Source organism: Nocardia sp. Tas62D01, from assembly GCF_055232035.1.
Genome location: NZ_JBUYUZ010000001.1, coordinates 604,951 through 630,557, shown reverse-complemented (window position 1 = coordinate 630,557; position 25,607 = coordinate 604,951). Strand labels below are relative to the sequence as shown.

The 25,607-nt window shown below is 67.6% G+C and carries 25 protein-coding genes and 2 pseudogenes; 7 read left to right on the top strand and 20 right to left on the bottom strand.

Annotated elements, in window-relative coordinates:
• Nucleotides 1-140 precede the first annotated feature (140 nt).
• Nucleotides 141-1,739 (top strand): phosphoglycerate dehydrogenase, encoded by a 1,599-nt coding sequence (serA, locus tag ACV7NQ_RS03150; RefSeq protein ID WP_463358215.1) that lies wholly within the window; start codon nt 141-143, stop codon nt 1,737-1,739.
• A 372-nt stretch (nt 1,740-2,111) separates the two neighbouring features.
• Nucleotides 2,112-3,119: a 3-isopropylmalate dehydrogenase gene (locus tag ACV7NQ_RS03145; RefSeq protein WP_463358214.1), complete on the top strand. Its 1,008-nt coding sequence runs from the start codon at nt 2,112-2,114 to the stop codon at nt 3,117-3,119.
• 71 nt (nt 3,120-3,190) lie between these two features.
• Here ACV7NQ_RS03145 and ACV7NQ_RS03140 read toward each other — a convergent pair whose 3' ends face one another.
• From ACV7NQ_RS03140 to ACV7NQ_RS03115, 6 genes are all read right to left on the bottom strand, one after another.
• Complete coding sequence (locus ACV7NQ_RS03140) at nt 3,191-3,904, bottom strand: MBL fold metallo-hydrolase (protein ID WP_463358213.1); 714 nt, start codon at nt 3,902-3,904, stop codon at nt 3,191-3,193.
• Nucleotides 3,905-4,080: 176 nt separating this feature from the next.
• A complete protein-coding gene (locus tag ACV7NQ_RS03135; RefSeq protein ID WP_463358212.1) occupies nt 4,081-4,830 on the bottom strand; it encodes an adenosylcobinamide-GDP ribazoletransferase in 750 nt (249 codons plus the stop codon).
• A complete protein-coding gene (locus tag ACV7NQ_RS03130; RefSeq protein WP_463358211.1) occupies nt 4,827-5,081 on the bottom strand; it encodes a hypothetical protein in 255 nt (84 codons plus the stop codon). Before ACV7NQ_RS03130 ends, ACV7NQ_RS03135 begins: the two co-directional genes overlap by 4 nt.
• On the bottom strand, nt 5,078-6,220 hold the full coding sequence (gene cobT / locus ACV7NQ_RS03125) for a nicotinate-nucleotide--dimethylbenzimidazole phosphoribosyltransferase (protein ID WP_463358210.1): 1,143 nt from the start codon (nt 6,218-6,220) through the stop codon (nt 5,078-5,080). Before cobT ends, ACV7NQ_RS03130 begins: the two co-directional genes overlap by 4 nt.
• A 119-nt stretch (nt 6,221-6,339) precedes the next feature.
• A complete protein-coding gene (locus ACV7NQ_RS03120; RefSeq protein WP_463358209.1) occupies nt 6,340-6,915 on the bottom strand; it encodes a bifunctional adenosylcobinamide kinase/adenosylcobinamide-phosphate guanylyltransferase in 576 nt (191 codons plus the stop codon).
• Nucleotides 6,916-6,974: 59 nt separating this feature from the next.
• Nucleotides 6,975-7,961, bottom strand: coding sequence for a helix-turn-helix domain-containing protein (locus tag ACV7NQ_RS03115; protein WP_463358208.1), 987 nt, complete (start codon nt 7,959-7,961; stop codon nt 6,975-6,977).
• An 86-nt stretch (nt 7,962-8,047) separates the two neighbouring features.
• Here ACV7NQ_RS03115 and ACV7NQ_RS03110 point away from each other — a divergent pair, with 86 nt between their 5' ends.
• Nucleotides 8,048-8,209: a hypothetical protein gene (locus tag ACV7NQ_RS03110; protein WP_463358207.1), complete on the top strand. Its 162-nt coding sequence runs from the start codon at nt 8,048-8,050 to the stop codon at nt 8,207-8,209.
• 156 nt (nt 8,210-8,365) lie between these two features.
• Here ACV7NQ_RS03110 and ACV7NQ_RS03105 read toward each other — a convergent pair whose 3' ends face one another.
• Nucleotides 8,366-8,977 (bottom strand): DUF3043 domain-containing protein, encoded by a 612-nt coding sequence (locus tag ACV7NQ_RS03105; RefSeq protein ID WP_463365520.1) that lies wholly within the window; start codon nt 8,975-8,977, stop codon nt 8,366-8,368.
• A 256-nt stretch (nt 8,978-9,233) separates the two neighbouring features.
• Between ACV7NQ_RS03105 and ACV7NQ_RS03100 the strand changes: the two genes are divergently transcribed.
• On the top strand, nt 9,234-9,584 hold the full coding sequence (locus tag ACV7NQ_RS03100) for a HesB/IscA family protein (protein WP_463365519.1): 351 nt from the start codon (nt 9,234-9,236) through the stop codon (nt 9,582-9,584).
• Between the two features lie 197 nt (nt 9,585-9,781).
• Nucleotides 9,782-10,750: a carbohydrate kinase family protein gene (locus ACV7NQ_RS03095; protein WP_463358206.1), complete on the top strand. Its 969-nt coding sequence runs from the start codon at nt 9,782-9,784 to the stop codon at nt 10,748-10,750.
• Nucleotides 10,751-10,860: 110 nt separating this feature from the next.
• On the opposite strand, the gene asnB is transcribed toward ACV7NQ_RS03095, so the two are convergent.
• A complete protein-coding gene (gene asnB, locus ACV7NQ_RS03090; protein WP_463358205.1) occupies nt 10,861-12,804 on the bottom strand; it encodes an asparagine synthase (glutamine-hydrolyzing) in 1,944 nt (647 codons plus the stop codon).
• A gap of 411 nt (nt 12,805-13,215) precedes the next feature.
• Between asnB and ctaC the strand changes: the two genes are divergently transcribed.
• Nucleotides 13,216-14,349, top strand: a complete 1,134-nt coding sequence (gene ctaC / locus ACV7NQ_RS03085) for an aa3-type cytochrome oxidase subunit II (protein WP_463365518.1) — start codon at nt 13,216-13,218, stop codon at nt 14,347-14,349.
• A gap of 13 nt (nt 14,350-14,362) precedes the next feature.
• Nucleotides 14,363-14,779, top strand: coding sequence for a cytochrome c oxidase subunit 4 (locus ACV7NQ_RS03080; protein WP_463358204.1), 417 nt, complete (start codon nt 14,363-14,365; stop codon nt 14,777-14,779).
• Nucleotides 14,780-15,122: 343 nt separating this feature from the next.
• Here ACV7NQ_RS03080 and ACV7NQ_RS03075 read toward each other — a convergent pair.
• From ACV7NQ_RS03075 to ACV7NQ_RS03020, 12 genes and pseudogenes are all read right to left on the bottom strand, one after another.
• Nucleotides 15,123-15,730: pseudogene (locus ACV7NQ_RS03075) on the bottom strand (SDR family NAD(P)-dependent oxidoreductase); the annotation flags it as partial.
• Nucleotides 15,731-15,865: 135 nt separating this feature from the next.
• The gene (locus ACV7NQ_RS03070) at nt 15,866-17,143 is read right to left on the bottom strand and encodes an FAD-binding oxidoreductase (RefSeq protein ID WP_463358203.1); all 1,278 of its coding nucleotides are present in this window, start codon (nt 17,141-17,143) and stop codon (nt 15,866-15,868) included.
• 53 nt (nt 17,144-17,196) lie between these two features.
• Nucleotides 17,197-17,478, bottom strand: a pseudogene (locus ACV7NQ_RS03065) (alkaline phosphatase D family protein); the annotation flags it as partial.
• A gap of 467 nt (nt 17,479-17,945) precedes the next feature.
• Nucleotides 17,946-18,194, bottom strand: coding sequence for a hypothetical protein (locus ACV7NQ_RS03060; protein ID WP_463358202.1), 249 nt, complete (start codon nt 18,192-18,194; stop codon nt 17,946-17,948).
• A 195-nt stretch (nt 18,195-18,389) separates the two neighbouring features.
• Nucleotides 18,390-19,115 (bottom strand): lysophospholipid acyltransferase family protein, encoded by a 726-nt coding sequence (locus ACV7NQ_RS03055; protein ID WP_463358201.1) that lies wholly within the window; start codon nt 19,113-19,115, stop codon nt 18,390-18,392.
• Between the two features lie 128 nt (nt 19,116-19,243).
• Nucleotides 19,244-20,257, bottom strand: coding sequence for an ROK family glucokinase (locus ACV7NQ_RS03050; protein ID WP_463358200.1), 1,014 nt, complete (start codon nt 20,255-20,257; stop codon nt 19,244-19,246).
• Nucleotides 20,254-20,937, bottom strand: a complete 684-nt coding sequence (locus tag ACV7NQ_RS03045) for a hypothetical protein (protein ID WP_463358199.1) — start codon at nt 20,935-20,937, stop codon at nt 20,254-20,256. The genes ACV7NQ_RS03050 and ACV7NQ_RS03045 overlap by 4 nt, the downstream gene beginning before the upstream one ends.
• A complete protein-coding gene (locus tag ACV7NQ_RS03040; RefSeq protein ID WP_463365517.1) occupies nt 20,934-22,157 on the bottom strand; it encodes an ArsA family ATPase in 1,224 nt (407 codons plus the stop codon). The genes ACV7NQ_RS03045 and ACV7NQ_RS03040 overlap by 4 nt, the downstream gene beginning before the upstream one ends.
• A gap of 41 nt (nt 22,158-22,198) precedes the next feature.
• On the bottom strand, nt 22,199-22,636 hold the full coding sequence (locus ACV7NQ_RS03035) for an SRPBCC family protein (protein ID WP_463358198.1): 438 nt from the start codon (nt 22,634-22,636) through the stop codon (nt 22,199-22,201).
• A gap of 130 nt (nt 22,637-22,766) precedes the next feature.
• On the bottom strand, nt 22,767-23,159 hold the full coding sequence (locus ACV7NQ_RS03030) for a polyketide cyclase / dehydrase and lipid transport (protein ID WP_463358197.1): 393 nt from the start codon (nt 23,157-23,159) through the stop codon (nt 22,767-22,769).
• Nucleotides 23,160-23,203: 44 nt separating this feature from the next.
• A complete protein-coding gene (locus ACV7NQ_RS03025) occupies nt 23,204-24,331 on the bottom strand; it encodes a glycosyltransferase family 4 protein (RefSeq protein WP_463358196.1) in 1,128 nt (375 codons plus the stop codon).
• Nucleotides 24,332-24,598: 267 nt separating this feature from the next.
• On the bottom strand, nt 24,599-25,603 hold the full coding sequence (locus ACV7NQ_RS03020; protein WP_463358195.1) for a hypothetical protein: 1,005 nt from the start codon (nt 25,601-25,603) through the stop codon (nt 24,599-24,601).
• Nucleotides 25,604-25,607: the final 4 nt, after the last annotated feature.

Below are 25,607 nucleotides of genomic sequence, written 5' to 3'. Positions count from 1 at the left end.
GCCCTACGGCGCCGGGGCCGGCTGCTTTTTGTCCGCACTGACGTCACCCGCCTACCGGGGGGTAGGGTGCGGCGAATCCTCGCCCACTAAGCTGGGCGGCGGTAGTTGCCGACCCCCTTTCTCCCCAGGAGTACTCCACCGTGAGCCATGCAGGCCGTCCTGTTGTTCTGATCGCCGACAAGCTCGCCCAGTCGACCGTCGACGCGCTTGGTGACGGTGTCGAGGTCCGCTGGGTCGACGGCCCCGATCGTCCCGCGCTACTCGCCGCGGTCCCCGAGGCCGACGCGTTACTCGTGCGCTCGGCGACCACGGTCGACGCCGAGGTGCTGGAGGCGGGCAAGAATCTGAAGATCGTCGCCCGCGCCGGCGTCGGCCTCGACAACGTCGAGGTGCCCGCGGCCACCGAGCGTGGCGTCATGGTCGTCAACGCGCCGACCTCGAACATCCACACCGCCGCCGAGCACGCGGTCACGTTGCTGCTCGCCGCCGCGCGCCAGATTCCGGCCGCCGACACCACCCTGCGTGAACGCACCTGGCAGCGCAGCAAGTTCAATGGTGTCGAGATCTTCGACAAGACGGTCGGCGTCGTCGGCCTCGGCCGCATCGGCCAGTTGTTCGCCGCGCGCCTGGCTGCCTTCGAGACCAAGGTCGTCGCCTACGACCCCTACGTGTCGCCGGCCCGCGCCGCCCAGCTGGGCATCGAGCTGCTGAGCCTGGACGAGCTGCTCGGGCGCGCCGACCTGATCTCGGTGCACCTGCCGAAGACCCCGGAGACCAAGGGCATCATCGGCAAGGAAGCCATCGCCAAGACCAAGCCGGGCGTGATCATCGTCAATGCCGCGCGCGGTGGGCTGGTCGACGAGCAGGCGCTCGCCGATGCCATCCGGTCCGGCCACGTGCGCGCCGCGGGTCTGGACGTTTTCGAGACCGAGCCCTGCACCGACAGCCCGTTGTTCGAGCTGCCGCAGGTCGTGGTGACCCCCCACCTCGGCGCCTCCACCTCCGAGGCGCAAGACCGCGCGGGCACCGATGTCGCCAAGTCCGTGCTGCTGGCGCTAGCCGGTGAATTCGTGCCGGGCGCCGTGAACGTCACCGGAGGATCCGTGGGCGAGTCGGTTGCGCCGTGGCTGGACATCGTGCGCAAGCAGGGCACGCTGCTCGGTGCGCTGGCCAACGAGCTGCCGGTTAGCCTCGAGGTGCAGGTGCGTGGCGAGCTGGCCTCGGAAGACGTTGCGGTGCTCGAGCTTTCCGCGCTGCGCGGCGTCTTCTCGGCGCTGGTCGAAGACCAGGTCACCTTCGTGAACGCGCCCGCGCTGGCCAAGGATCGCGGCATCACCGCCCAGGTGACCACCGTGTCGGAGAGCCCGAGCCACCGCAGCGTGGTCGATCTGCGCGCGGTGTTCGGCGACGGCAGCACGCTGAACGTGGCAGGCACGCTGACCGAGCCGCAGCTGGTCCAGAAGATCGTCAACATCAACGGGCGCAACTACGACATGCGCGCCGAGGGCCTGAACCTGGCCGTCCTGAACTACGAGGACAAGCCGGGCGCCCTGGGCAAGATCGGCACCAGGCTCGGTGACGCCGGGATCGATATCCTGGCCGCCCAGCTGAGCCAGGACCTCGACAAGGAGGGCGCGACCGTCGTGCTCCGGGTCAACCGCGAGGTGGCCGCCGACGTGCAGGCCGCCATCGCCGAGGCCGTCGGCGCCGCCAAGGTCGTGGTCGTCGACCTGTTCTGATCCGGTTGGTCGGGGCGCGTCTGGAATAAGGCGCGCCCCGAACCGGCTGCCACTTGCAGGTCCTTGGTCGAATGGCCGACGTGGCGTCGATGACAAGGCCCTTGTTCGGCGGGGTGGCGTCACGGCGCCGCGCACCACGCGCGAATTCGCCTCGTGCGCAGGGAATTTCACACAATGTGGCGATCGGGACGCAGCGGCGGGTTGCCGTGTCGGCATCGGCAGGCCCGCCCGATGGCGTCCGCCGGCGTGACACCCAGTACCGTGGCGATGCTGCGGTTCGGACGGCGTGGCGCCGGGCGGACGCAGGTGGTCGGCCCAGGTCCGCGGTGCCTTGCGGAAGCCGCCAACAACACCGAACGGAGCATTGTTGTCATGAAGCTTGCTGTCATCCCCGGTGACGGAATCGGTCCCGAGGTCATCACCGAGGCACTCAAGGTGCTCGACGTGGTGGTGCCCGGGGTCGAGAAGACCGAATACGACCTGGGTGCCAAGCGCTACCACGCGACCGGTGAGATCCTCCCGGAATCGGTGCTGCCGGAACTGAAGCAGCACGACGCAATCCTGCTCGGTGCGATCGGTGATCCGTCGGTGCCGAGCGGCGTGCTGGAGCGTGGTCTGCTGCTTCGCACTCGTTTCGCGCTGGACCACCACGTGAACCTGCGGCCGTCGAAGCTGTACCCGGGTGTCACCAGCCCGCTGTCGGGCAACCCCGATATCGACTTCGTGGTCGTGCGTGAGGGCACCGAGGGCCCCTACACCGGAACCGGCGGCGCGATCCGAGTGGAGACTCCGCACGAGGTCGCCACCGAGGTGAGCACCAACACCCGCTTCGGCATCGAGCGCGTGGTCCGCTACGCCTTCGTCAAGGCGCAGGCCCGTCGCAAGCACCTCACCCTGGTGCACAAGACCAACGTGCTGGCCTTCGCGGGTTCGCTGTGGCAGCGGACCGTGAACGAGGTCGGCGCCGAGTTCCCCGATATCGAGGTCGCCTACCAGCACATCGATGCCGCGACCATCCACATGGTCAACGACCCGGGCCGCTTCGACGTGATCGTCACCGACAACCTGTTCGGCGATATCATCACCGATCTCGCGGCCGCGGTCAGCGGCGGCATCGGTCTGGCCGCCAGCGGGAATATCGACGCCTCCGGCACCAACCCGAGCATGTTCGAGCCGGTCCACGGCAGCGCCCCCGACATCGCGGGCCAGTCCAAGGCCGACCCGACCGCCGCGATCCTCTCGGTCTCGTTGCTGCTCAACCACCTCGGCCACTCCGACGCCGCCGCCCGCATCGAAGCCGCGGTAGCCAAGGACCTGGCCGCACGCACCGCCACCGCCTCTACCATCGAGGTCGGCGACCGCATCGCCGCCGCGGTCTGACGAGAACACCGCAGCAGGCGCATATCGCCACAACCATGTGCCACTCACGGCCGACCGCGGGTGGCCTTGGCTCAGCTGGGCATGAACATGTGCCATTCGTCGAGGGTTGTGGGGCGCATGACGTAGTTGGATTCCTTGACGGAGGAGAGGTTGGCGCTGGGCTCTTGGGAGTACCAGTGGCCGGGGTAGACGACGGGGTCGCCGGAGAGGTCGGCTAGGTAGCGGAGGCTGCGGAACATCTCGTCCGAGTCGCCGCCGGGGAAGTCGGTGCGCCCGCAGCCGTCGACGAACAGCGTGTCGCCGGCGATGAGTCGGTTGTCGAAGAGGAAGCATTGGCTGCCCGGGGTGTGGCCGGGGGTGTGTAGCAGTTCGATCTCGAAGGCGCCGACGTCGACCTTGTCACCGTGCTGGTGGCCGGTGAGCTCGCTGGGCGCGATTCCGGTGACGTTCGCGACCCAGGACAGCTCCTCGGCATTCACATGCACTGGGACACTTGTCTTTTCGAGCAGTTCGCGCACACCGCGCAGGGTGAACCCGAGCATCGTGCCGCCCACGTGGTCGGGGTGATGATGGGTGGCGAGCACGCCCGTGAGCCGCAGTCCGTCGCCTTCGGCGATATCGACCAGATCGCCCGCCGCGTACGCCGGATCCACCACCACACATTCCCCGGTCTCGTGGTCACCGATCAGATACGCGAAGTTCCGCATCTGCGTCGCGATCGGATCACCTACGGCGAAGTCTCGCCCGGACAATAGCTGGCGAAAATACAGGCGCTCGGAAGACATACCGCACACCTTATTGCCCGACCGCTCACATCGACCCACTGCGATCCCGCATGCCGTCTGGGGGCACGCCGACGCCTGCGAGCTCGCGCTGCTCGAGGCTGCGGACCCGGAAGGTCGCCAGCCGCCGCAAAGCGTTCGGCAGCGGTGCGCCGCCACCAGAGTCGTAGCCCGGCAGGTCAGGCGCCGAGCGACAGGCCCATTGCGGTGAGGGCGACCGACAACTCCAACGCAGCACCGAGGATGTCGCCCGACAGGCCGCCGAAGCGTCGGACACAGTGGCGGACCAATACGGCCGAGAGGCCCACGGCGAGCAGCACGACGAGGGAGCCGAGCCAGCGATGTTCCGGAACGGCCCATATCGCGGCGAGCAGAGCGGCGGCGGTCCAGGCCGCGATGGTGCGGCGGCTTTGGGTTCCGGCGACGAGTGCTCCGAATCCGGTGTCGGGCGCCGCGTCGATGCCGCGTCGGCAGGCGAGCACCACGGCGACTCGACCGACCGCCACCGCGAGCGCCGCCGCGAACCACCGCTCGGTCTGCGCCAGGGCGGCGAACGAAAACGCTTGGATGCCAATCGAAAACACGATGGCCGCGACGCCGAACGGGCCCGCGCCACCGCTCTTCATGATCTGCCTGGCCCGTTCGGGCGGGCCGTAACTCCCGAGCCCATCCACGGTGTCGGCGAGTCCGTCGATATGCATGCCGCGGGTGATCAGCGTCAGCGCGGCAACCATCAGCAGCCCGGCGAGCGGTGCCGTCGTCCCCGCCCACATCAGCACCCACATCAGCCCCGCCGCCACGGCACCGATCACCCCACCGACCAACGGCGCCAACGCAATTGCCCGCCCCGCTGCCGCACGGTCCACGCTGTCGGGCCCGCGCACCGGCAGCACCGTCAGCCAAGAGATCGTAAGACGCAGCCCGTTCATGCGCACGGACCCAGCCGCGACCAGCCCGTGCCCGACCGCCTGACCCGTTGCGTCACCGCCTCATACGTGGAGCTGAGCAACTCGACGCGGATTGTCCGGCTGATCTGTTGTACGGCAACGTAGTTCGTGAATTCGGGCCGCCACGCGAGTGCCACCCACTGCGCTGGTCGGGTGGCCGCGTGGCTCGCGGCGTCGGGTCGAGCAGTGAGCGCGACGGTCAGCGGCGCCAGGGGTGACCGTCGTCCGCTCATTTCTGCAGGTTCGGCGCTGCCGGAGACGGGTCTGCCGATTCGGTCGTGAGTTCCGGGCTTTCTTCGGGGTCGGCGGTACTGACGCCTGCCTCGGCGAAGGTGGACATGTCGGCGAGGGCGGCGACGGCGGCGCGCAGGATGGGCAGGGCGGTGAGGGCGCCAGAGCCTTCGCCGAGCCGCATGTTCAGGTCGAGCAGCGGTTGGATGCGCAGTTGTTTCAGGGCCAGGGTGTGCGCGGGTTCGGTGGAGCGGTGCCCGGCGAGCCACCATGCGCTGGCACCGGCGGCCAGATCTTCGGCGACGAGGGCGGCGGCGGTGACGACCACTCCGTCGAGGATGACCGGGGTGCGGCGGGCGGCGGCCTGGGCCAGGAAACCCGCCATCGCGGCGAAATCGGCGCCCGCGGCGACGCGCAACAGTTCGACCGGGTCCTTGACGACCGGACGGGCCCGGCGCATCGCGTCGCGGATCGCGGCCACCTTGCGCGCCCAACCAGCATCGTCGACGCCCGTGCCGCGCCCGACCGCGACGACTGGCTCAGTGTCGGTGAGGGTCGCGATCAGCGTGGTGGCGGGTGTGGTGTTGCCGATCCCCATGTCGCCCGCGATGAGCAGGTCGGCGCCCGCGTCGATCTCCTCGTCGGCGATCGCGATGCCCGCGGCGAGTGCCGCTCGGACCTCGTCGGCGCTGAGCGCGTCCTCGCGGTCGATCGCCCCGCTGGAGCGACGCACCTTGTGCTTGCCGACCAGCGGATCGGTATCGGCGTCGACGGAGATATCGACCACCCGTACGGTCGCCCCGGCCACGGCGGCCAGCGCGTTCACCGCGGCGCCGCCGCCGACGAAGTTGGCGACCATCTGCGCGGTCACCTCGCTCGGATACGCCGACACACCATGCCGGGCGATGCCGTGATCCCCGGCGAACACCACCACTCGCGCGCGCTCGAACTGCTTCGGTGGGCACACGCCCTGGCATGCGGCAACCCAGTTGCCGAGATCCTCCAGCCGCCCCAACGCCCCACCGGGTTTGGTCAGCTGCGCCTGTCGCTGCTCCGCGGCCGTGCGAATCTGCGCGTCCGGCGGCACAACCGGTCGGAATCCCTCTGTCACTGTCGAGCCTCTCCGGTCGTGGCAGTTCATCGCCGCACAGTCGTCAACTGCGACCAATCTTGCCCGTCGCGGCCACTGCGCACACCACCACCCCGACTCCTCGGGTACTCGGCGCAACCCCGCCGTTCCCGTATACGCCGGGTAGCGGGTTACTTGAGGGGCAACACAAGCCCGGCGACGATGAGAACAACCTCGTCGCAGAGTTGCGCGAGGCGCTGGTTGAGGGCGCCGATTTCGTCGCGGAACAGGCGGCCGGATCTGGTGGCGGGGATGACGCCCATGCCTACCTCGGGACTGACGACCACCAAGCGGTGCTGGTAGTCGGCGACGGCGGAGATGAGCGCGTCGGTGTCGGGGGCGATGGTGCCGCGCGGGGCTTCCCAGGCGTCGCGGGCGTCGATGCGGGCGGTGAGCCAGGTGCCGATGTCGTCGATCAGGGTCGCGCCCGTCGCGGCGCCTGGTGCCTGTTGATCGGCGAGAATCGCTGCTGGATCGGCACTTTCGATGACCGACCAGTCGGCGGGCCTGCGGTCGCGGTGTCTGCCGATGCGTTCGGCGAAGTCCAGATCGGCGGGATCGGGGATCGCGGTCGCCAGGTAGCGCACCGGCCCCGCGTCGGCCGCCAAGCCTTCGGCGTAGGCGGACTTTCCGGACCCGCCCCCACCGAGGACAAGCGTCCGGCGTGTTCGGCGCGCGCGCCTGATGGTGGGTGAGGTGTCCGACACGTGCAGAACCGTATCAACCCGACCACGCCGTCAGCTGCCTGGACGGAGTCGACGGGGGTTTACGCTCTGTCGGCGTCGGTCGCTGGGCTGCAGCCGAAGCGGCGGCGATATTCGGTGGGTGCGATGCCGACGACACGCTGAAAGTGGTGGCGCAGTAGGGCGCCGGAGCCGAAGCCCGCTTGGGCGGCGATTTGCTCGAGGCCGTTGTCGGTGTCTTCCAGCAGTTGCTTGGCGTAGAGGACGCGCTGGTTGGTCAGCCATTTCACCGGGGTGGTTCCGGTTTCGGCGGCGAAGCGGCGGGCGAAGGTCCGCGTCGACATCGTCGAGCGGGCGGCGAGATCGTCGATGGTGTGCGGGTGTTCGAGGTTCTCGGTCATCCACGCCAGGGTGGCACTGAGGCTGTCGGAGGTGCACGCGGCGACCGGGCGCTCGATGAACTGGCGTTGTCCGCCGTCGCGCTGCGGCGCCACCACCATGCGCCTGGCGATCCCGTTGGCGGCAGCGCTGCCGATTTCCCGGCGCACCAGGTGCAGGCAGGCGTCGATTCCCGCGGCGGTGCCCGCGCTGGTGATCAGGTTGCCTTCGTCGACGAACAGCACGTCCGGGTCGACGGTGGCCTCGGGGAACATTTCGGCAAGTTGGTCTACATAACGCCAGTGCGTGGTGCATTTGCGACCGTCGAGAAGTCCGGCCGCGCCGGCGAGGAACGCGCCGGAGCAGACGGTGAGAATGATCGCCCCCGCGTCGGCTGCCGCTCGAACCGCGCCGACGATGCGCGGATCGAGCCCGGCGCCCAGCGCGGAGGCGGCGAAGGCGGGAATCGCCACCAGGTGGGCCTTCGGCAGTTCCTCCAGGCCGTACTCCGGCGTGATGGTGACGCCGGGGGTGGTGGAGCGCAGCGGCTTCCCCGGTACGGCTCCGCACACCTTGTAATCGAACGCGGGCAGCCCGTCGGAGGTCCGGTCCAGGCCGAAAACCTCACAGACGACTCCGAATTCGAACATGGCGAGGGGGTCGGTAATGACGACGGCGACCTTGGAGAACATGGATTCAGTGTAACTGGCTGAATCTTTGCGGACAATGTCCGAACAGCCACTTTCGGCCGAAAATGTACGAGCGCAAAATTACTGCCATGATTACTTTTGTAGTTGCCCTGGCACTCATCATCGGCATCGCGGTCGGCATCGCGTATGGCTGCGGCCACTACGGATCGACGAACATCGTCGATCGCGACGCCCAGCGTCAGCAGGCCGAGCTGACCGCGATGTTCGGTCGGCTGTCGCACCACCGATGAGATCTGACACACACCCAACCAGCACGCGCGAGTCGCACCAGCGCCATTCGCCGAGGCTCGCGCGGGCACGACAGGCCGAGAAAAGCGACCGGCCCGGAGCAGGTAGCGCCGGGCCGGAGTCGCGGAACGCGTCCGTGGCGGACGCGAGTCATGGATCTAAATAGCGTCGCCGGGGCTGACCCGCGGCTTGGGGGCGCGCATCTTGCGGATCTGCGAGGCGCGGACGAAGGCGTACCAGCCGAGACGGTATCCGGTGTCGGTGCTGTCGGGAAAGCGCTCACTGACCCGGTTGTTCACGATCCGGCTGAGCAGGAACCCCTCCGCCATCATGAACGCCATCATCACCAGCATCGCCAGGGTCACAATGGTCTGCAGCGCGGGCGCGACGAACATCGACAGGATCAACACCAGCGCCATCGGCATGAACAGGCCGACCAGGTTGCGCCGACCGTCGACGATGTCACGCACGTAGGCCCGCACCGGGCCCTGGTCGCGCGGCAATAGGTACTTGTCCTCGCCCGCGAGCATCCTGGCGCGCCGATCCTTGACGGCCAGACGTCGCTCGGAAGAGGCCAGTTTGCGATCTGCCCTGCTGCCGCGAGTGGCCTTGCGCCGGGCCCTGGCCTCCTTCGCGGTGAGTGGTGCTGGAGCGACCGGACCACGGCGCTTGCCTTGTGCGTCACGGCGTTTCGGGGTGGGGCGGCCCTTGCCTTCGGTGGCAGGGGCGGCCGTCCGGGTGGAGCCCGCGGCCGAGCCGCCGTCCGAGATCGCCGTCTGATCGGCGCTCTCGTCGGTAGTGCTGGACTCGCCGCGACGGAACAATTTCACAGCGACCAGGCTATTCGATGCCGCGCGCAGCGGGAAATGCGGTCTGTTCGGCGAGGGTACGGTGGGTCTGAGGTGGTCGTGTGCTCGTCCCACCCCGATGATGGCAAGATAGGGAATAGCAGCCTGCGGAATGGTGTTGACAGCCAGGAGCCGTGTGCTGTTCACGGGTTTAACACAGGTGTCCCTAGGAGAGTCCATGACTGTGCAGAATGAGACCGAAACCCACGGTGCGACGCTGACCGAGGCCGCTGCAGCCAAGGCAAAGGCGCTGCTGGACCAGGAAGGCCGCGACGACCTGGCGCTGCGGATCGCCGTGCAGCCGGGCGGTTGCGCCGGCCTGCGCTACCAGCTCTTCTTCGACGACCGCTCGCTCGACGGTGACCTCATCGCCGACTTCGGCGGCGTCATGCTGGCGGTCGACCGGATGAGCGCGCCGTACGTCCAGGGCGCCTCGATCGATTTCGTCGACACCATCGAGAAGCAGGGCTTCACGATCGATAACCCGAACGCCACGGGCTCCTGCGCCTGCGGAGACTCCTTCAACTGATTTCGGGAGTACATGGGTAACTCGCCGGGTACATCCAAAACGCGGCGACACACATGGCCGCCGGCCCGTAACGTGAACCGCGCGGCACCCGCTTGTCCGCTGAATATTTCGGGGAGGCGGGACGGTACGGTGAAGACATCGCCGGGTGTTCCACTACGGCGATGTTTTCCTGTCGACAGCTAAGGACCGCGAGCCTCGTGACTATCGCAGTATCGGCATCGATTGCCACCGACCATCTGATGCGCTTCCCAGGAAGGTTTGCCGACGCGCTGTTGGCCGATCAGCTCGACCATGTGTCGCTGAGCTTCCTGGTCGATGATCTGCAGATCCGGCGCGGTGGAGTCGCAGGCAATATCGCCTACGCCATGGGCCTGCTGAACCGCACGCCGCTGCTCGTGGGGGCTGTCGGCGCCGATTTCGCCGAGTACCGCGCCTGGCTGGAGTCGCACGGGGTCGATTGCTCCGGTGTGAAGATCTCGGACCGCGCGCACACCGCGCGCTTCGTCTGCACCACCGATGACGATATGGCGCAGATCGCCTCGTTCTACCCGGGTGCGATGAGCGAGGCCCGCGACATCACGATCGGCGAACTGGCCGAGGGCCGCGAGTTGGAGTTGGTGCTCATCGGCGCCAACGATCCCGACGCGATGCTGCTACACACCCAGCAATGCCGCGAGCTCGGCATGCCGTTCGCGGCCGACCCGTCTCAGCAGCTGGCCCGCCTCGACGGCGATCAGGCCATCCAGCTGATCGACGGCGCCGCTTACCTTTTCACCAATAAGTACGAGTGGGCCCTGCTGCTGCAGAAGACCGGTCTCAGCGAGCAAGAGATCGCGCGTCGTGTCGGCATCCGCGTCACCACACTCGGTGCGAACGGCGTGCAGATCGTCGACCGTGACGGCACCGAGGTGCTCGTCGGCGTGGTCCCAGAGGTCGACAAGGTCGAGCCCACCGGCGTCGGCGACGCCTTCCGCGCGGGCTTCCTCACCGGTCACACCGCGGGCCTGAGTCTGGAGCGCTCCGCCCAGCTGGGCTCCCTGATCGCCGTGCTGGTCCTGGAAACCATGGGCACCCAGGAATGGGCACTGAACAAGGACGACGCGCTGGAGCGCCTCACCAAGGCCTATGGCGCCGAGGCTGCCTCGGACATCAAGACGCTGCTGTAGTCGGCCCCGCTCATCGACATCGGCCCACCGCCATTGCAGGCGAGTGGGCCGGTTCTTTTGCCGACGCTCAATTGTGTTGCCGGGTCCCGACTTTCGCCGGGACCACAGCCCTACGGCGAGACCGGGTACTCCGGCTCCCGGATGTCGGGAGTGATGCGGTTCTCGACGAAGATGCCGTGCCAGATCATGAACACCAGCAGGGTCCACAGGCGGCGGCTGTGGTCGCCGCGGCCACGGCGGTGATCGTCGAGCATGCCCTTGATGGCGCCCTTGTCCAGCAGGTGGTCGGTCTGGGATTCGGCGATGGTCTGCTGGGCCCAGTCGTAGAGCTCCTCGCCGCGCAGCCAATGCCGCAGCGGCACAGGAAAACCGAGCTTCGCGCGGTGCAGCACGTGCGCGGGCACGATGCCCTCCAGCGCCTGGCGCAGCGCGTATTTGGTGGTTTCCTTGGTGATCTTCTGCTCGTAGGGCAGCCCTTCGGCGACCTTCAGCACCTCGGTGTCCAGGAACGGCACCCGCAACTCCAGCGAGTTGGCCATGGTCATCTTGTCGGCCTTGACCAGGATGTCGCCGCGCAGCCAGGTGAACAGGTCCAGGTGCTGCATGCGCGCCACCGGGTCCCCGCCGCGCGACTGCGCGTAGATCGGGGCGGTGACGTCCTGGTGGGTCCATTCCGGCCGGAACTCGCGCAGCACCGACCGCAGTTGCGCGTCGCTGAAGCTGCGCGCATTGCCGTAGTAGCGCTCTTCAAGGGTGAGCGACCCGCGGTGCAGCAGGCTCTTGCCACGGGTGCCATCGGGAATCCGATCCGACAGCTTGCCTGCCAGCTTCCGCAGCCCGCCGGGCAGGCGCTCGAAAGGCTCGAGCGACAACGGCTCCCGGTAGATCGTGTAGCCGCCGAACAGCTCGTCGGCGCCCTCACCGGACAGCACCACCTTGACGTGCTTGCGCGCCTCCTTCGCCACGAAGTACAGCGGCACCAGCGCCGGGTCGGCCACCGGATCGTCCAGGTACCAGACGATTTCGGGGATGGCGGCGGCGAATTCGGCGGGAGAGACCGTCTTGATGACGTGCCGGGCGCCGATTGCCTCGGCGGTCTCCGCGGCCACGTCTGCCTCGGAGTAGCCCTCGCGCTCGAAGCAGCTGGTGAAGGTGATCAACTTCGGGTTGTGCCGCATGGCCAGCGCGGCGACCGCGGTGGAGTCGATGCCGCCGGACAGGAACGAGCCGACGGTGACATCGGCGCGCATGTGCTTGGCGACCGAGTCCTCCATGGCCTCGGCGATCTCCCGGTAGCGGGCCGCCGCCGAGCCCGGCGCGAAGGGCCGCACCTGGAACTTCGGGGTGAAGTAGCGGGTGGTCTTCGGCGCTTCGCCCTGCCGCACGACGGCGTAGCTGCCGGATTCGAGCCTCCGGATGTCGGTGTGCAGCGTTTCCGGCTCCGGCACGTACTGCAGCACCGTGTAGTGCTCCAGCGCGCGCGGATCCAGCGCGTCGCTCAGCGCGAGCGCGGGCAGCAATTCGAGGAGGCTCTTCTTCTCGCTGCCGAACGCGGTGCCGCCGGGACCGGTGGCCAGGAACAGTGGCTTGATGCCGAACGGGTCGCGAGCCAGGAACAGTTCCTGGGTCTCGGTGTCCCAGATCGCGAAGGCGAACATGCCCCGCAGTCGCGGCACACCCTCGGCGCCCCAGTAGTGGAAGGCCGCGACAATAGCCTCGCCGTCACCCTCGGTGGCGAACATCGGCGCATCGCCGAATTCGGCGCCATGCTCGGCCCGCAGCTCTGCGCGCAGCTCCAGGTAGTTGTAGACCTCCCCGTTGAAGGTGAGGGCGTAGCGCTCCCGATTCTCCGGCGGGCCCCAGCGTAGCGGCTGGTGCGAGTGCTCGATGTCGATGATCGACAGTCGGTTGAAGCCGAAGATCAGGTGGTCGTCGTGCCAGGTGCCACGCTCGTCCGGACCGCGGTGGCGGACGCAATGCAGAGCGTTGTACACCTGCTCCACGGTGCCCGGTGCTGCGACGTCAGATGTCAGAAATCCGAGCAGTCCACACACGGCGTCGGCAACCTCATTTCCTGCAGTCGGGGCGATCGCCCTGAATCATGGCGGGACTGCGCCCAGGGGGCAGGACGCAGCGATCGAAATCTAGTGTCCGAGTATGCCGCACAGGCCGAATCGATGCGTCTTGCGCACCGTGTCCAGGGCATTTTGACGCACCGGGTAGTGGCCGACGGGCAGGTGAGCGCACACCGGCCGCGATCGGCGGAGTGTCGAATCCGACCCGACGACAAACGGGATGCAGGTTTGGTCTACGCTGCGTAGTACTCAGGCCATGCTCAGGTGGTGCGTGCGCGACAGCGGCGCCCGCGTCGGGACGGCCTGAAACGTGCTTAGAACGTAGCGCCGGGGCGATCGCAACCCCGGCGGTGCAATGTCGGAATGTGTGGCGACCAGGAAGGCGTGAGCGTGGCGCACAAGGCGAGCGAAGAGATCGGGGCACGACCCGTCAGGGGTCGGCAGTGCTTACCCGCCCCGCCGGCTCCGCCGGCCAACCGTCCCCACAGCCGTATCCTTCGGCGGGCCGGGCTGGCGGTGTCGTTGGGCATCACCGCGATGCTCGTCTCGGGCTGCTCGATCGACAATGTTTGGCTCCGGTTCGGCTGGCCTTCGGGCGTCACACCGCAGGCCACCCGGATGCGTGAGCTGTGGACCTGGTCCGTCATTGCCGCATTGCTGATGGGCGTGCTGGTGTGGGGTCTGACCTTCTGGACGGTCACCTTCCACCGCAAGCAGAAGGGCTCCCCGGAGTTCCCGCGCCAGACCGGTTACAACGTGCCGCTGGAGCTGACCTACACCGCGATCCCGTTCGTCATCATCGCGGTGCTGTTCTACTTCACCGTCGTGGTACAGGACTACGTGCAAACGAAGGTGAGCGATCCCGACGTCACCGTCGATGTGACCGCCTTCCAGTGGAACTGGAAGTTCGGCTACCGCAACGTGGACTTCAAGGACGGCTTCAAGTTCGACGGCATCGACACCGCGCGTGAGGGTGCCAACCAGCAGCAGCTCCAGGAGTACAAGGAGCTGACAAAGGACGGCCATCCTCAGCCGGGCCCGGTGCACGGCAAGCCCGCGCACGAGATCCTGTCCTACCTGCACTACGACAAGATCGAGACGGTCGGCTCCAGCACCGAGGTTCCGGTGCTGGTGCTGCCGACCGGCAAGGTCATCGAGTTCCAGCTGGCCGCCGCCGACGTGGTCCACTCCTTCTGGGTGCCGGAGTTCCTGTTCAAGCGGGACGTCATGCCGAACCCGAAGGAAAACCACTCGGACAACGTCTTCCAGATCTCCAAGATCGACAAGGAAGGCGCGTTCGTCGGCCGCTGCGCCGAGATGTGCGGCACCTTCCACTCGATGATGAACTTCGAGGTCCGCGCGGTGACGCCGGAGAAGTTCACCAGATACGTCGATGCGCGTAAGGCGGGCAAGACCAACGCCGAGGCGCTCCAGTCGATCGGTGAGTCCCCGGTTGCCACCTCGACGAAGCCGTTCAACACCGACCGCACGACCAAGAGCGCGGCCGCGGCCGACAGCAAGTGAGGACTGATCTGACATGAAGATCGAAGCGCGGATTTTCGAGCTGCTCACGGCTTTCTTCGTCATCGTGGCGATCGTGTACGGCTATTTCACCGGGCAGTCGCGCACCGGCGTCGAGTGGGCGGGCACCACGGCCACCGTGCTGACCGCCGGCCTGTCGCTGATCATCGGCACCTACTTCCGCTTCGTTGCGCGTCGCCTCGACCTGCGTCCCGAGGACTACGAGGACGCCGAAATCGTGGACGGCACCGGCGATCTCGGCTTCTTCTCGCCCGGCAGCTTCTGGCCCATCACCCTCGCGGGCTCCGGTGCGCTGACCGCGCTCGGCCTGGCGTTCTTCCAGTTCTGGCTGATCGGCATCGGCGTGGTGTGCATCCTCGGCTCCGCCGCGGGTCTGGTGTTCGAGTACCACCTGGGCCCGGAAAAGCACTGAGCCGACCCCCAGCACAACGAAACGCCCCATCGCCAATCCGATGGGGCGCTTCGCTTTTGTCTGCCCGTCCCTCATGCCGGGCAGACCGCTGGGATGCCGGTCCGGGGCGGCGAGGGTTTTCTTTCAGATGCCGAAGGCGTGCATCAGGCGGTTGGTGGAGCGAGGAGCCACCCCTGCGAGGCCGCGCAGGGTGCGGGCGAAGCGAGGCTCCAGGCGCGCCGGGCGGGTGCGGATGGCGGTTTCGGATCCAGCGGGCGGCCTCGGCGGGCTCGCGGGCCCGGTCCTCGCTGAAGTGTGCGATCATCACGTCGGTGTCCGCGCGGACGACCGGGTAGTGCACGGAGGTCATCTGGATGCCGCGTGAAGACAGTTCGGCGTCGGCGCACCGTCCGAAGGTGGTCCACGCAGCCTGGGAACTGGCGTAGGACGCGAAATTCGGTGCGGCGCCGGTATTCAGGCTCCACGGGCCCACATTGATCACGTGCCCGGAGCCGGACTCCAGCATGGCGGGCAGCAGGCCGAGGGTCAGCCGCAGCGGGCCGAAGTAGTTGGCCGCCATCATGCGCTGGTAGTCGCGAAAGCGGTCGAGCGATTGAGTGACGGGCCTGCGCAGCGGGCGGCCCGCATTGTTGATCAAGACATCGACAGCGCCAATTCGGCCAGTACCCAATCGACGAGCTGGTCCACATCGCCGAGCGCGGAGATGTCACAGCGACACCAGCTCGCGTGGCCGCCGCCGTCCACGATCTCCCCGCATGCGGTGACCAATTGGTCGCCATGCCGGGAGACCAGCAGCAGCGCAGCGCCCTGTTCTGCGAGTCGCGTCGCGGTGGCGCGGCCGATCTCGGAGCAGGCGTCGGTCACCAGGACGCGTCGGCCTTCGATCGACTCGGCGAGCCGTTGCCGCTTGCGGTCGTTGAATCGGGCAAGGGCGAAACGGAATTCGAGCATCGGAACAGCACCCTTCACAGGAGATGAGCTGAACAAACGCATCGACACCCCGCCGACAGTGTCGAAGTCGACCGCTGCCGCTGAGCTGGCAGCGTCAAGCTACCGGCCAGCGACTATGCGCGCCGCAACAGGAGTCTAGTCCGTGGAGTCGTATCGCAGGGCCTGTTCGGAGTGACAGATCTCATCGATCCCGGAGACGATGTCGCGCAACAGTTCCGAGGGCAGCGCCGAGGGCCGCAAACGGCAGGTAAAGGTGATCAGGCCGTGGTCTTCGGCGGGCAGTCCGTGCGCGGCGGCCTCCGACCGCAGGTATTTCGAGCGCACGCCGTAGGTCATCGCCGAGATGACGGTGAAGCAGCCGGTCCGCTCCCGGTGTCCGGCAAACAGATCGTGCAGGCGGTTGAAGACCGAGGTGTAGCTCGACAGCGGCGCGAAAATGGCTACCCGATAGGCGGGTCCGCGTTCCGACGAGCTGATCACGGTGTCGGCGAGGTATTCCGCATCGCGCAGCGTCAGCACCTTCGGAGCGAACATCAGCGCGCCCGCCGCGGCATTACGCACCGGGGTGCCCGCGCGGCCACCCGCGGCGGAGGCGATGGCGCCCAACGACTTTCTGGTTCTGGTGCCGACCTCGCGGCGCGCGCGCAGCGATCTGGTCGGGGTGGTGGGGTAGAGGCTCGACCACTGACCGAAGCGCACGGTACCCAGCTGCACGTGGCCGGTGCCGACCGGTCGTGACACCTTCAGCGGTGCGGTGTCGACCCAGCGACCCACTTGCAGCGCCGTATTGCCCGGCCAGACGATCTCGGCGTAGGCGTGCTCGACGAAGGAGTCGAAATCCAGGAACCGGTCGGCATTGGTGGTCAGCCAGGTGTGGTCTTTGTCGATATCGACCGCGTCCAGCGTCAGCGCGGTGATGATGCCCGCGCGCCCGCCCGCGCCGAGGATCTGGTGGAATCGCTCGGTGTGGTGGGTGCGTCCGCAGGTGCCGATGCGCCCGTCCGGGTCGACATATTCCAGATCCACGATCTGGTCGATGAACAAGCCGTACTTGTGCGAGGCGGTGCTGACGCCGCCTACCGACGCGAAACCACCCGCGGTGATATCGCGGTGGTCACCGACAATCGGCAGGCCGAGGCCGTGCGCGCCGAGTCGACGGTCGATATCCGATAGCTTGGCGCCCGCCTGCACCCGCACGGTGCGCCGGCCGAGGTTGATGTCGAGCACCGCGTTCATCCGCCGCAGCGACACCACCGCGCGTTGGTCGGGCAGCGAAAGACCGTCGTCGAACGGCTCACCGCCGCGTACCGTCAGGCGGTCCGCGCGCGTACGTGAATCGCGCACAGTGCGAACGACATCCGCGGTGTCACGGGGTAGATATTCTTCGGCGGCGACAGACTGCGGCGTGCTCATGGACCGAAAGCTAACCACAGCGCGGCCTCCTCTGCTCACCCGAAGTCGGGGACTCAACGGACCGGCGGCAAAAGCCGCTGGCTGAACAGCACCGATCCGGTCGCGTCGCACAGATTGACCGTCAGTTCCCTTGACTTGCCGTCGATTAGAACCTCACCGAAATGTTGGAAGGCATCGGGCGGTGAGGCGTTCTGAGTGGGCGGGGCATGTACGAATACCGCCTGCGGACCGAAGGTGCCGTCGAGGTCGTTCGGGCCGAACGCGTCCGCGTTGAGCGGCCCGGAGACGAATTCCCAGAACTCGTCGAAGTCGGTGAATGCCGCGCGCTCCGGGGCCAAGGCCGGGTCCGCCACGAGACCGAGGGCAGAGGCGGGCAGCAGGGTGCGTCGGGAGACGGCGAAGTCCGAACCACCGGGGATCATGGGAGCAACCCTTGCGCAACGAGCTCAACGGCGGGTGAACGGTTGTTGACTGGTTAGGTCGAACACCGGGGAGCCAGCGCTGCTGGTCGCGCTCGTTTCGCCAATGTTCACACGCGGGAAATAGACCGGCAAGGCTACCTGGACGGCGGCGAGCGCGCCGTCACGGAAAGTGCGTGCTGCCTGACAGCGGGGCTCACCCAGCGGCCGAAAAGCGACACGCGCCGAGTTCAGGTGGGGGAATCTCTGACGTCTAAGTGGTTGCGGCGTAACCTCTTACGCGGCGCAGGGCAGTTGCTCGGTGCCAGCGGTGCCGGCGCGACGCCCCGAACGAGGAAGCCGGGGCGTCGCGCTGCTGCTCGGGCAGTGATGATGCTGGTCGGTCAAAGAGTGTTGTCGCAGAGCGTTTCGTAGGCGCGCAGTGCGTCCTCGGGGAAGACGAGGATGTGCAGGCGGGTCGGGGCGCCCGACCGGCTCGTGGCGGCTGGTCCCACCGTGGAGCGGATACCGTTGGTGCGCAGCAGTTCTCGGACGACACGGGCGGTAATCGCACCGGAGACGGTGGCCGCCGCGACGAGCAAGCCGTAGTCCTCGGTGTCGGGCGCTGCCGAACGGTTGAGCCGCTGCATCATTGCGGGTGCCTTTCGTCGTCGCCGGAGATCCGGTCCTGATACCTCGGTAGCACGGCGAGTTGCATGGGTTCCTCCTCATGCTGCCCGACAGAGGTCGTCGGTCACGCCCGGCTTCCGGTCTGCGCGGACACTTGGCGCATCGCCGCGCGGAAGTCCGTCACTCTCCGCGGAAAATGTCCGCGCAGACCGTGCGAACTAGCTGGCTGCCGATTCCGGGATCCGCGTAGCCTCCGGCCGGGACCCACTGGGGACGTTCTTTTTGAGGCTGGCCGCGTACACGTCCACGTATTCCTGGCCGCCGAGTTGCATGAGTTCGTACATGACCTCGTCGGTGACGGCGCGTTCGACGAAGCGGTTGCCGCCCATGCCTTCGTAGCGCGAGAAGTCGATGGGGGTACCGAATTTGACGGTGACCTTGCGGCGGCGCCAGCGGAAGGGGCCGGGCGGGCTGACATCGTCGGTGCCGATGACGGCGACCGGGATCACCGGAACTCCGGTTTCCAGGGCAAGGCGGGCCAGGCCGGTCTTGCCCTTGTACAGGCGGCCGTCGGGGGAGCGGGTTCCCTCGGGGTACAGGCCGACCAGGCGACCCTCGTCGAGCAGCGTGCGGGCGGCGCTGAGCGCGTCCTCGGCCGCGTCGGCACCGCTGCGGTCGATGGGGTACTGACCCGAGGCGGTGAAGAAGAACTTCTGCAACCGGCCCTTGATGCCCGGGGTGGTGAAGTACTCGGCCTTGGCCAGATAGTTGATCCGCCGCGTGCTCAACAGCGGCGCGAACAACCAATCCGCAATGGAGAGATGATTACCCGCCATGATCGCGGGGCCATCCGCGGGAATGTTCTCTACACCTTCGACCGTTGGCCTGTTATAGAGATACATGAATGGTCCCAGCAGCACGTACTTCAGCAGCCAGTAGAACATGACGTCCTTTCGCAGGGACCGGGTTCGCGGGCACCTTCTTCAGTTGCCGACTTTACCGTTGGTTACAGAGCACATCCAAGCCGAGCGGCGTAACTCACCACATGTTCTCAGTGGCTGACTGGTATGTCTCAATGGCTGGTACGCGCGATTCGAGGACGGCCACGACCGGACTCGGCGAGGGTCGCCCTCGCGAGCTCCGCGGCGCCGATCATGCCCGCCGCCTCACCGAGTTGGGTGGTGCGGATCCGAGCCAGGGGGCGGTGGCCGGCACCGGTGATCGCGCGGGCGTACTCCTCGCGCGCCTCGTCCAGGAATAGCGGCGCCGAACTGCTCACGCCGCCCGCGATGACGACCAGGTCCGGGTCGAAGATGTCGCTGACGAAGGCGAGGCCCAGGCCGAGCCAGCGCGCGAAGTCGGCCATGACCAACACGGCCAGCGGGTCGCCGTCCTGCGCGGCCCCGGCCACCCGACGACCGGTCAGTGAGCCGGGGTCGCGGAAGATGTCCCTGGCCAACACCGTCGAGTGCACCGGGTCGGTGGCCAGCATCTCGATCGCGGTGTCGGCGAGCGCCGTTCCGCTGCAATACCTTTCCCAGCAACCGCGTTTCCCGCACGGGCACGCCCGTCCATCCGGGACCACCTGTAGGTGGCCCAGCTCCGGTGCGACGCCATGGGTGCCCCGATACAACTCGCCATCCATCAGCAGCGCCGCGCCGATGCCGGTGCCGATCGCGACGAGCACCACGTTGTGCCCGCCCGCCGCCGCGCCGAACCGGTATTCGGCCCATGCGGCGGCATTGGCGTCGTGCTCGAGGATCACCGGCAGGTCGAGGCGCTCGCCGAGCCGCCGCGCGACCGGGGTGTCCTTCCACGGCAGGTGCGGGGCGAACCGGACGGTCGAGCGGTCGGCGGTGATGAATCCGGCCACGGCCAGGCCCACCGCGCCGATCGGATGCCGACGGCACAGTTCGCGGACCACGCGATCCAGCGCGTCCTCCAAAGCGCGCGCCGAATGCGGTGTCGGCGCCTGGACGGTGTCGAGCATCTCGCCGTCACCGTCGACTACCGAGGCACGAATGTTGGTGCCGCCGACGTCGATACCAACGGTCAGCGGTCGTGCCCCTGCCATTTGGCGCGTCATGCCTTGATCGTCACGGGAATGCCGACGTATTGGGAACGCGTGCGGTCGACCGAGGTCGGGCGCGGCGAGCTGCGGGCGTCGCGCGCGCTTTCGGGGGCGCTGGCGTCGTGCGGCATCGAATCATCTCGCGGTGTGTGATGGTGGGACACAGAGTTATCGTCCGACGTGCCCGTCCGCACATCATCGTCGGGTGGCAGCACCGGCTCGACCGGCACCCCGGCCAGCGCCTCACGCAGCACCGTGATGATCGCGGTCCCGTGATCGGCCACTGTCGCGAGCACATCGTGATGTTCCCCGCACATCAGTGCCGCCGCCGCACACACCGGGCACCAACTGCAGTTCGACCATTCGGTCTGGCCCTCGACCGCAGTGCGCCGCAGCACCGGCTCGACTCGCTCCAGCACGGCCTCGGCCAGCAATTTCAACTCGGCCGCGAATTCACCGAGTTCGTCGCCGAGTTCGAAATCGCCGAAGCCGCGGCCGCTTTGCTGTGGTCCGTCCGCGATCGGATCGCCGTGGTCGCGGCCGCTCTCGTCCGCTCCGTCTGGTTGTGCGGTGTCGGCACCCGGATCGTCCAGCCGTGCATCGGCCGCGTTCTGGGCCGAATCATCCTGAGCGCCAGCACTTTCCGGACCGTCGTTGCCGCCCGGCCAGCGTCCTTTCCCGCTGCCGTCGTTCATGTCGGCCACGCTTCCGGGTCGGGGCGAAAACGTACGACCAGGGATCCGCTGTCGAGTTCGGCTCCGTCGACCGTGCACCGCCGCAACACCGGTCCCAGGCGCACGCGACGCCGGATCCCGTCCGCTCCCACGATCAAATCGTCCTCCACTCGTCCCAGTCGCAGCGTCGCCGGATCGACGACGGGCAGGTGCATCCGCAACGTGTACAACGAATGCAGTCCGGTGCCCGACTCCAATCGAACCACCGGATCCCCGGAACTTGCGCGAACCTCCGCCGGATTGTCGCGCAGTACGGGGTCGGTGTCGACCGCATAGGACAGGGCGGCCAGCGAAGTCAGCCCGACGGGCTCCGGACCACTGTGCTGTGCGATCAGTAGGGGAATGCCCGGCAAATCGCGCCGTAATCGCGCGATCACGTCGAGTTGTTCGCCACGCCGATTCAGATACCAGTGCACCGCCGGATGATCCGACTCCGCCGGATCCGTGGGTGGCAGCACCTTGTTCACCACCACCGCGTCCAAACGCAGGCCGAGCAGCGCGGCGGCCGAGCGCACCCGCTCGGATTCGGCGACCGCGACCTGTTCGGCGGCGGTGATCAATCGGGCGCCGGTGCGCTGATGATCGGCGAGCAGATCACGCACCTCGGTCACCGCCGTGACGATCCGCTCGACCGTCGCGGCCAATACCGCGCGCCGCAGATCGGCGCCGACGGTGCTCATCGCCCGTGCGTGCGGCGGCCAGACGCGTTCCACATAGCCGAGCAGGGTGTCCGGTGCGGTGACGATGCGCAGCATGTCCGCCGAGGGCGGGCAGTCGACGACGATCACATCCCAGTCGTCCTCGTCGGCGAACTGGCTGATCTCCACCAGCATCAACAGTTCCTGCACACCGGGCAGCCCGGTCAGCTCGGCCGGATCCAGCGCCGCGAGATCGATGCCATGACCGTGTCCAGTGTCCGTCCCCAGCATCCGCATCACCTCGCGGAACCGATCCTCCAGCAGCGCAAGGGAATCCACCTCGATCACGTCGAGGCCGGGCAGCACGTTCGCGATGCCGGTCACGGTGCCTGGGTCGTGCGGAAACCGGAACCCGAGCGCGTCTCCCAGCGAATGCGCCTGGTCCAGCGAGGCCACCAGCACACGGGAACCCGCACGCGCGTACGACATCGCCATTGCGCACGCCAACGTCGTCTTGCCGACCCCGCCCTTGCCGATAAACAGTTCGACCCGGGTCTTATGGCCGGTCCCGGTCTGATTCGCGATCAGCCTTCGACCCGTTTCTTCAGTTCTTTCAGTGCGGTATCGGTGATCACCTTCTCCGCCTTGCGCTTGAACATGCCGATCATCGGGATGTTCAGGTCGACTGTCAGTTCGTAGGTCACCTGGGTGCTGCCGTCGGGCTGGTCGGTGAGTTCGTAGGTGCCGTCCTGCGCCTTCTGCAACTCACCGCTGACCAGGGTCCAGCTGACCGCCTTGTTGTCTGGTCGCCAGCTATAGGACAGCACGTAGGTGTCCTTGACGACTCCGGCGTCCAGCACGAAACGCGCGGTGCGCACCCGGCCGTCGGATTCCCTCTCCAGCACATCGACGGACTTCGCCGCCGAGACCCATTCCGGGTAGGACTCCAGATCGGCGATGACGGACATCACCCGCTGCGACGGTGCCTCGATGATGATCGATCTCTGGGTCCTGTCGGCCATGGCGGACAACGGTTCCTTTCCGGCGACGGTGCTGTATTAGCGACAGTGCTGTGTTTGATCTAGCGAATAGCGACAGTGCTGTGTTGGATCTAGCGCTGTGGTTGATCGAACGACACCAGCGAGGTGCGCGTCACGACGCGCTGTGCGCGGGCGCGACGCCGGCCGGGCGGCCTGCCTCCAGCCGCGCCTTCACCTCGAACGACATGTTCTTGCCCGCCACCCGACGCGCCCGATTGGCCGCGAGTAGCTCGCGCGCCGACATCCGGCCCGCGGGCTGCGGTTCTGCGTGCAGGAAGTAGTGCAGGATCACCCCGTCCAGCGAGGGCTGCAGCCATACCTCCATGGTTCCGGCCAGCGCGCCCGCAACCGACCAGCGGATTCCCTTGTCGCCCCGGTCTTCTCGCACGTCCAGGGTGAGGTCGGGCCACCAGCGGCGCCAGTTGTTCGGTCCCGACAGTATGTCGGCGACCGCGGCCCCCTGGGCGGCGACGAAGGTCTCATCTGCGACCTGGATACTGCTCACCTGGCTGAGCGTAATGGATCACACTCGCGCCGAGCGCGCCGCGTTCACCTCAGCAGTTGCCGCAGCCGGGCGCCGAGGCTGTCCCAGCGCCACTGCTGCTCGACCCAGGCCCGGCCCTCGGCGCCCATCCGAGCGGCGGCATCGCGGTCGGACAGAATATCGACGATGGCCTCGACGATCTCAGAGGTCTTGCGTCCGTCCACCACGCGACCGGTCTTGCCTTCCAACACCGTCTCGGGCGCGCCGCCAGAGCGACCCGCCACCACCGGTACTCCGGCCGCGGACGCCTCCAGGTACACGATGCCGAGACCCTCCACGTCGAGTCCGGCGCCGCGGGTGCGGCACGGCATGGCGAACACGTCCGCCAGGGTGTGGTGCGCGGCGAGTTCGTCGGCGGGGACGCGGCCGGTGAACACCACGTCGTCGGTGACCTCCAGGGCCGCCGCTAGTCCGTGCAGTTTCTGTTCGTAGGGTCCGCCGCCCGCGACCACCAGCACCGCGCCCGGGATGCGTTCGCGAATCTCGCGCATGGCCACGATCAGCGCGTCCTGCCCCTTGCGCGGCACGAGCCGCGACAGGCACAGGATGGTCGGGCGATCGTCGAGCCCGTAGCGTTCGCGCAGTTTCGCCCGCGCCGCCGGATCGGGCCGGAACACGTCGGTGTCGACACCGGGTGGCAGGTACTCGAGGGCGGCGTTCGCCCCGAACGCGGACGCGAAACGTCCACGCGTGTACCGACTGACATGGGTGATGACGTCGGTGTGCTCGCCGATCGCGCGCAACGCCTGCCGGGCGCCGGGCAGCATGGACCAGCCGACCTCGTGCCCGTGCGTGCTGGCCAGAATGCGTTGCGCGCCCGCGCGGCGCAGCATCGGCGACATCAACGCCAACGGCGCCGCCGCGCCGAACCAGACGGTGTCGCAGTTCTCGCTGCGCAACAGCCGCGCCGTCCGCCGCATGACCAGCGGCGTCGGCAACATCAGCGTGGTGGGGTGACGGACCACCTGAAACTTCTGTTTGGCATCGAACTTCAGATGGCTGTCCCCGCGCCACCGCGGTGCGTAGACAACCAGATCATCCGGCGGCAGTTCACCGGCCAACGCTTGCAGATACGACTGGATACCGCCCGGCCGAGGCGGGAAATCATTGGTAACCAGCAGAGTTCGAGCCATGCGCAACAACCTACTGTGTTTGATTTGCAGCGCCTGCGGCGCTGCGTGTTCGCGGCCCCGAAGGCTCACGTCCGAGTGGCCGAGACTCGCGACTGCGTCGCATGCGCTTCGGCCACTCGGACGCGAGCCGGCCGCGAACGTCGCTCGTAAGACTCGCTCCGTGGTGAGTGCCGTTCGGTTGGTCGGTGTCGGGACGTGGCCGCGGCCAACGGCCGTCCCGGCGACCCACCCGGAGTCGTTGCGCGCCGTGCGTTCGTCTTGTCCCGGTCAGGCCGCGTGGACGCCGAGCCAGGCGCGCCAGTCGGCGACGAAATCCGTTCGGTTGGTTTGCAGCACGTCACGCAGGATTTGATCCTCGCTGGTGGGGTCCTGCTTGCCCGCGGCGATGCGGCGGTAGAGATCCACCAGACGCGTCTCGTCGTATTTGTCGGCGACGAAGGCGCAGACCGACCACGCCTGCTCGTAGGCGAGTACGGCCGACTTACCGGCGAAGGTGGCGGCGGCGGGCAGATCGTTGGGGAGTTCGTTCGCTCGGGCCTGGGTGGTGACCGTCGGTGCGATATCGGTGAATCGGTGCCCCTCGCCACGGTGGGCGGCGTACTCGGCGAAGCCCTCGACCATCCACAGCGGCGCGCCGTCGACGGTCTCGGCGCGGGTGGCCACGTGCGTGAGTTCGTGACGCAGCAGGGTGCGCAATCCGTCGGGGGTGAGCCGACGGCCCGCGTCCGCGCTGAAAACCACCCGCTGGCTTTTCGGCTGGGTGCCGGGGGCGAACGGGTCGGCGATCGAGGCGGCGGCGACATCGGGCGGCATGTCCGCCGAACGCAGCAGCGCGGCGAACTCGGCGGGCGCCGAGGACACGACAACCAGCGCCGACTGGGCCCAGTTCGGTCCCCACAATTCGGTGACGGCGGTCGTGGCGGCGGCAAGTTCACGCGCGAGGATATCGATTTCGATCCGCTGGGCCGGATGCCCGACGACCAGGGACTCGTGTCCCGAGCCGGTGGGCACCACTCGGGTGACCAGCTGACCGAAGGGTTCGACGGTGCGGCGGATGTCCGCAAGTCGCGGATCGTTATCGGCGGCCGCGACCTGCCTGACACTGTCGGCCCCGGCCTGTTGAGTGGCACGCAGTTTCGGCAGTATCGGATTGGGCACCATGAGCAGCGCGACGCAGGTGCCGGTCAGCAACATCACCATCGCGACGGTGAGGGCGAACTGGAATCGCCGCCGCGCCGAGAACCAGTCGCGAACCCGCCGGATGTTGCTCATCGCT

Excerpts from the sequence above, each read along its gene's own strand:
- ACV7NQ_RS03140 (WP_463358213.1), bottom strand. The coding sequence starts at position 3,904 with ATGTCTTCCGAGCGCCTGTATTTTCGCCAGCTATTGTCCGGGCGAGAC.
- ACV7NQ_RS03145 (WP_463358214.1), top strand. The coding sequence starts at position 2,112 with ATGAAGCTTGCTGTCATCCCCGGTGACGGAATCGGTCCCGAGGTCATC.
- ACV7NQ_RS03135 (WP_463358212.1), bottom strand. The coding sequence starts at position 4,830 with ATGAACGGGCTGCGTCTTACGATCTCTTGGCTGACGGTGCTGCCGGTG.
- ACV7NQ_RS03100 (WP_463365519.1), top strand. The coding sequence starts at position 9,234 with ATGACTGTGCAGAATGAGACCGAAACCCACGGTGCGACGCTGACCGAG.
- ACV7NQ_RS03130 (WP_463358211.1), bottom strand. The coding sequence starts at position 5,081 with ATGAGCGGACGACGGTCACCCCTGGCGCCGCTGACCGTCGCGCTCACT.
- ACV7NQ_RS03080 (WP_463358204.1), top strand. The coding sequence starts at position 14,363 with ATGAAGATCGAAGCGCGGATTTTCGAGCTGCTCACGGCTTTCTTCGTC.
- ACV7NQ_RS03055 (WP_463358201.1), bottom strand. The coding sequence starts at position 19,115 with ATGTTCTACTGGCTGCTGAAGTACGTGCTGCTGGGACCATTCATGTAT.
- cobT (WP_463358210.1), bottom strand. The coding sequence starts at position 6,220 with ATGAACTGCCACGACCGGAGAGGCTCGACAGTGACAGAGGGATTCCGA.
- ACV7NQ_RS03110 (WP_463358207.1), top strand. The coding sequence starts at position 8,048 with ATGATTACTTTTGTAGTTGCCCTGGCACTCATCATCGGCATCGCGGTC.
- ACV7NQ_RS03020 (WP_463358195.1), bottom strand. The coding sequence starts at position 25,603 with ATGAGCAACATCCGGCGGGTTCGCGACTGGTTCTCGGCGCGGCGGCGA.
- ACV7NQ_RS03035 (WP_463358198.1), bottom strand. The coding sequence starts at position 22,636 with ATGGCCGACAGGACCCAGAGATCGATCATCATCGAGGCACCGTCGCAG.
- ACV7NQ_RS03060 (WP_463358202.1), bottom strand. The coding sequence starts at position 18,194 with ATGATGCAGCGGCTCAACCGTTCGGCAGCGCCCGACACCGAGGACTAC.
- ACV7NQ_RS03070 (WP_463358203.1), bottom strand. The coding sequence starts at position 17,143 with ATGAGCACGCCGCAGTCTGTCGCCGCCGAAGAATATCTACCCCGTGAC.
- ACV7NQ_RS03050 (WP_463358200.1), bottom strand. The coding sequence starts at position 20,257 with ATGACGCGCCAAATGGCAGGGGCACGACCGCTGACCGTTGGTATCGAC.
- ACV7NQ_RS03025 (WP_463358196.1), bottom strand. The coding sequence starts at position 24,331 with ATGGCTCGAACTCTGCTGGTTACCAATGATTTCCCGCCTCGGCCGGGC.
- ACV7NQ_RS03115 (WP_463358208.1), bottom strand. The coding sequence starts at position 7,961 with ATGTTCTCCAAGGTCGCCGTCGTCATTACCGACCCCCTCGCCATGTTC.
- ACV7NQ_RS03045 (WP_463358199.1), bottom strand. The coding sequence starts at position 20,937 with ATGAACGACGGCAGCGGGAAAGGACGCTGGCCGGGCGGCAACGACGGT.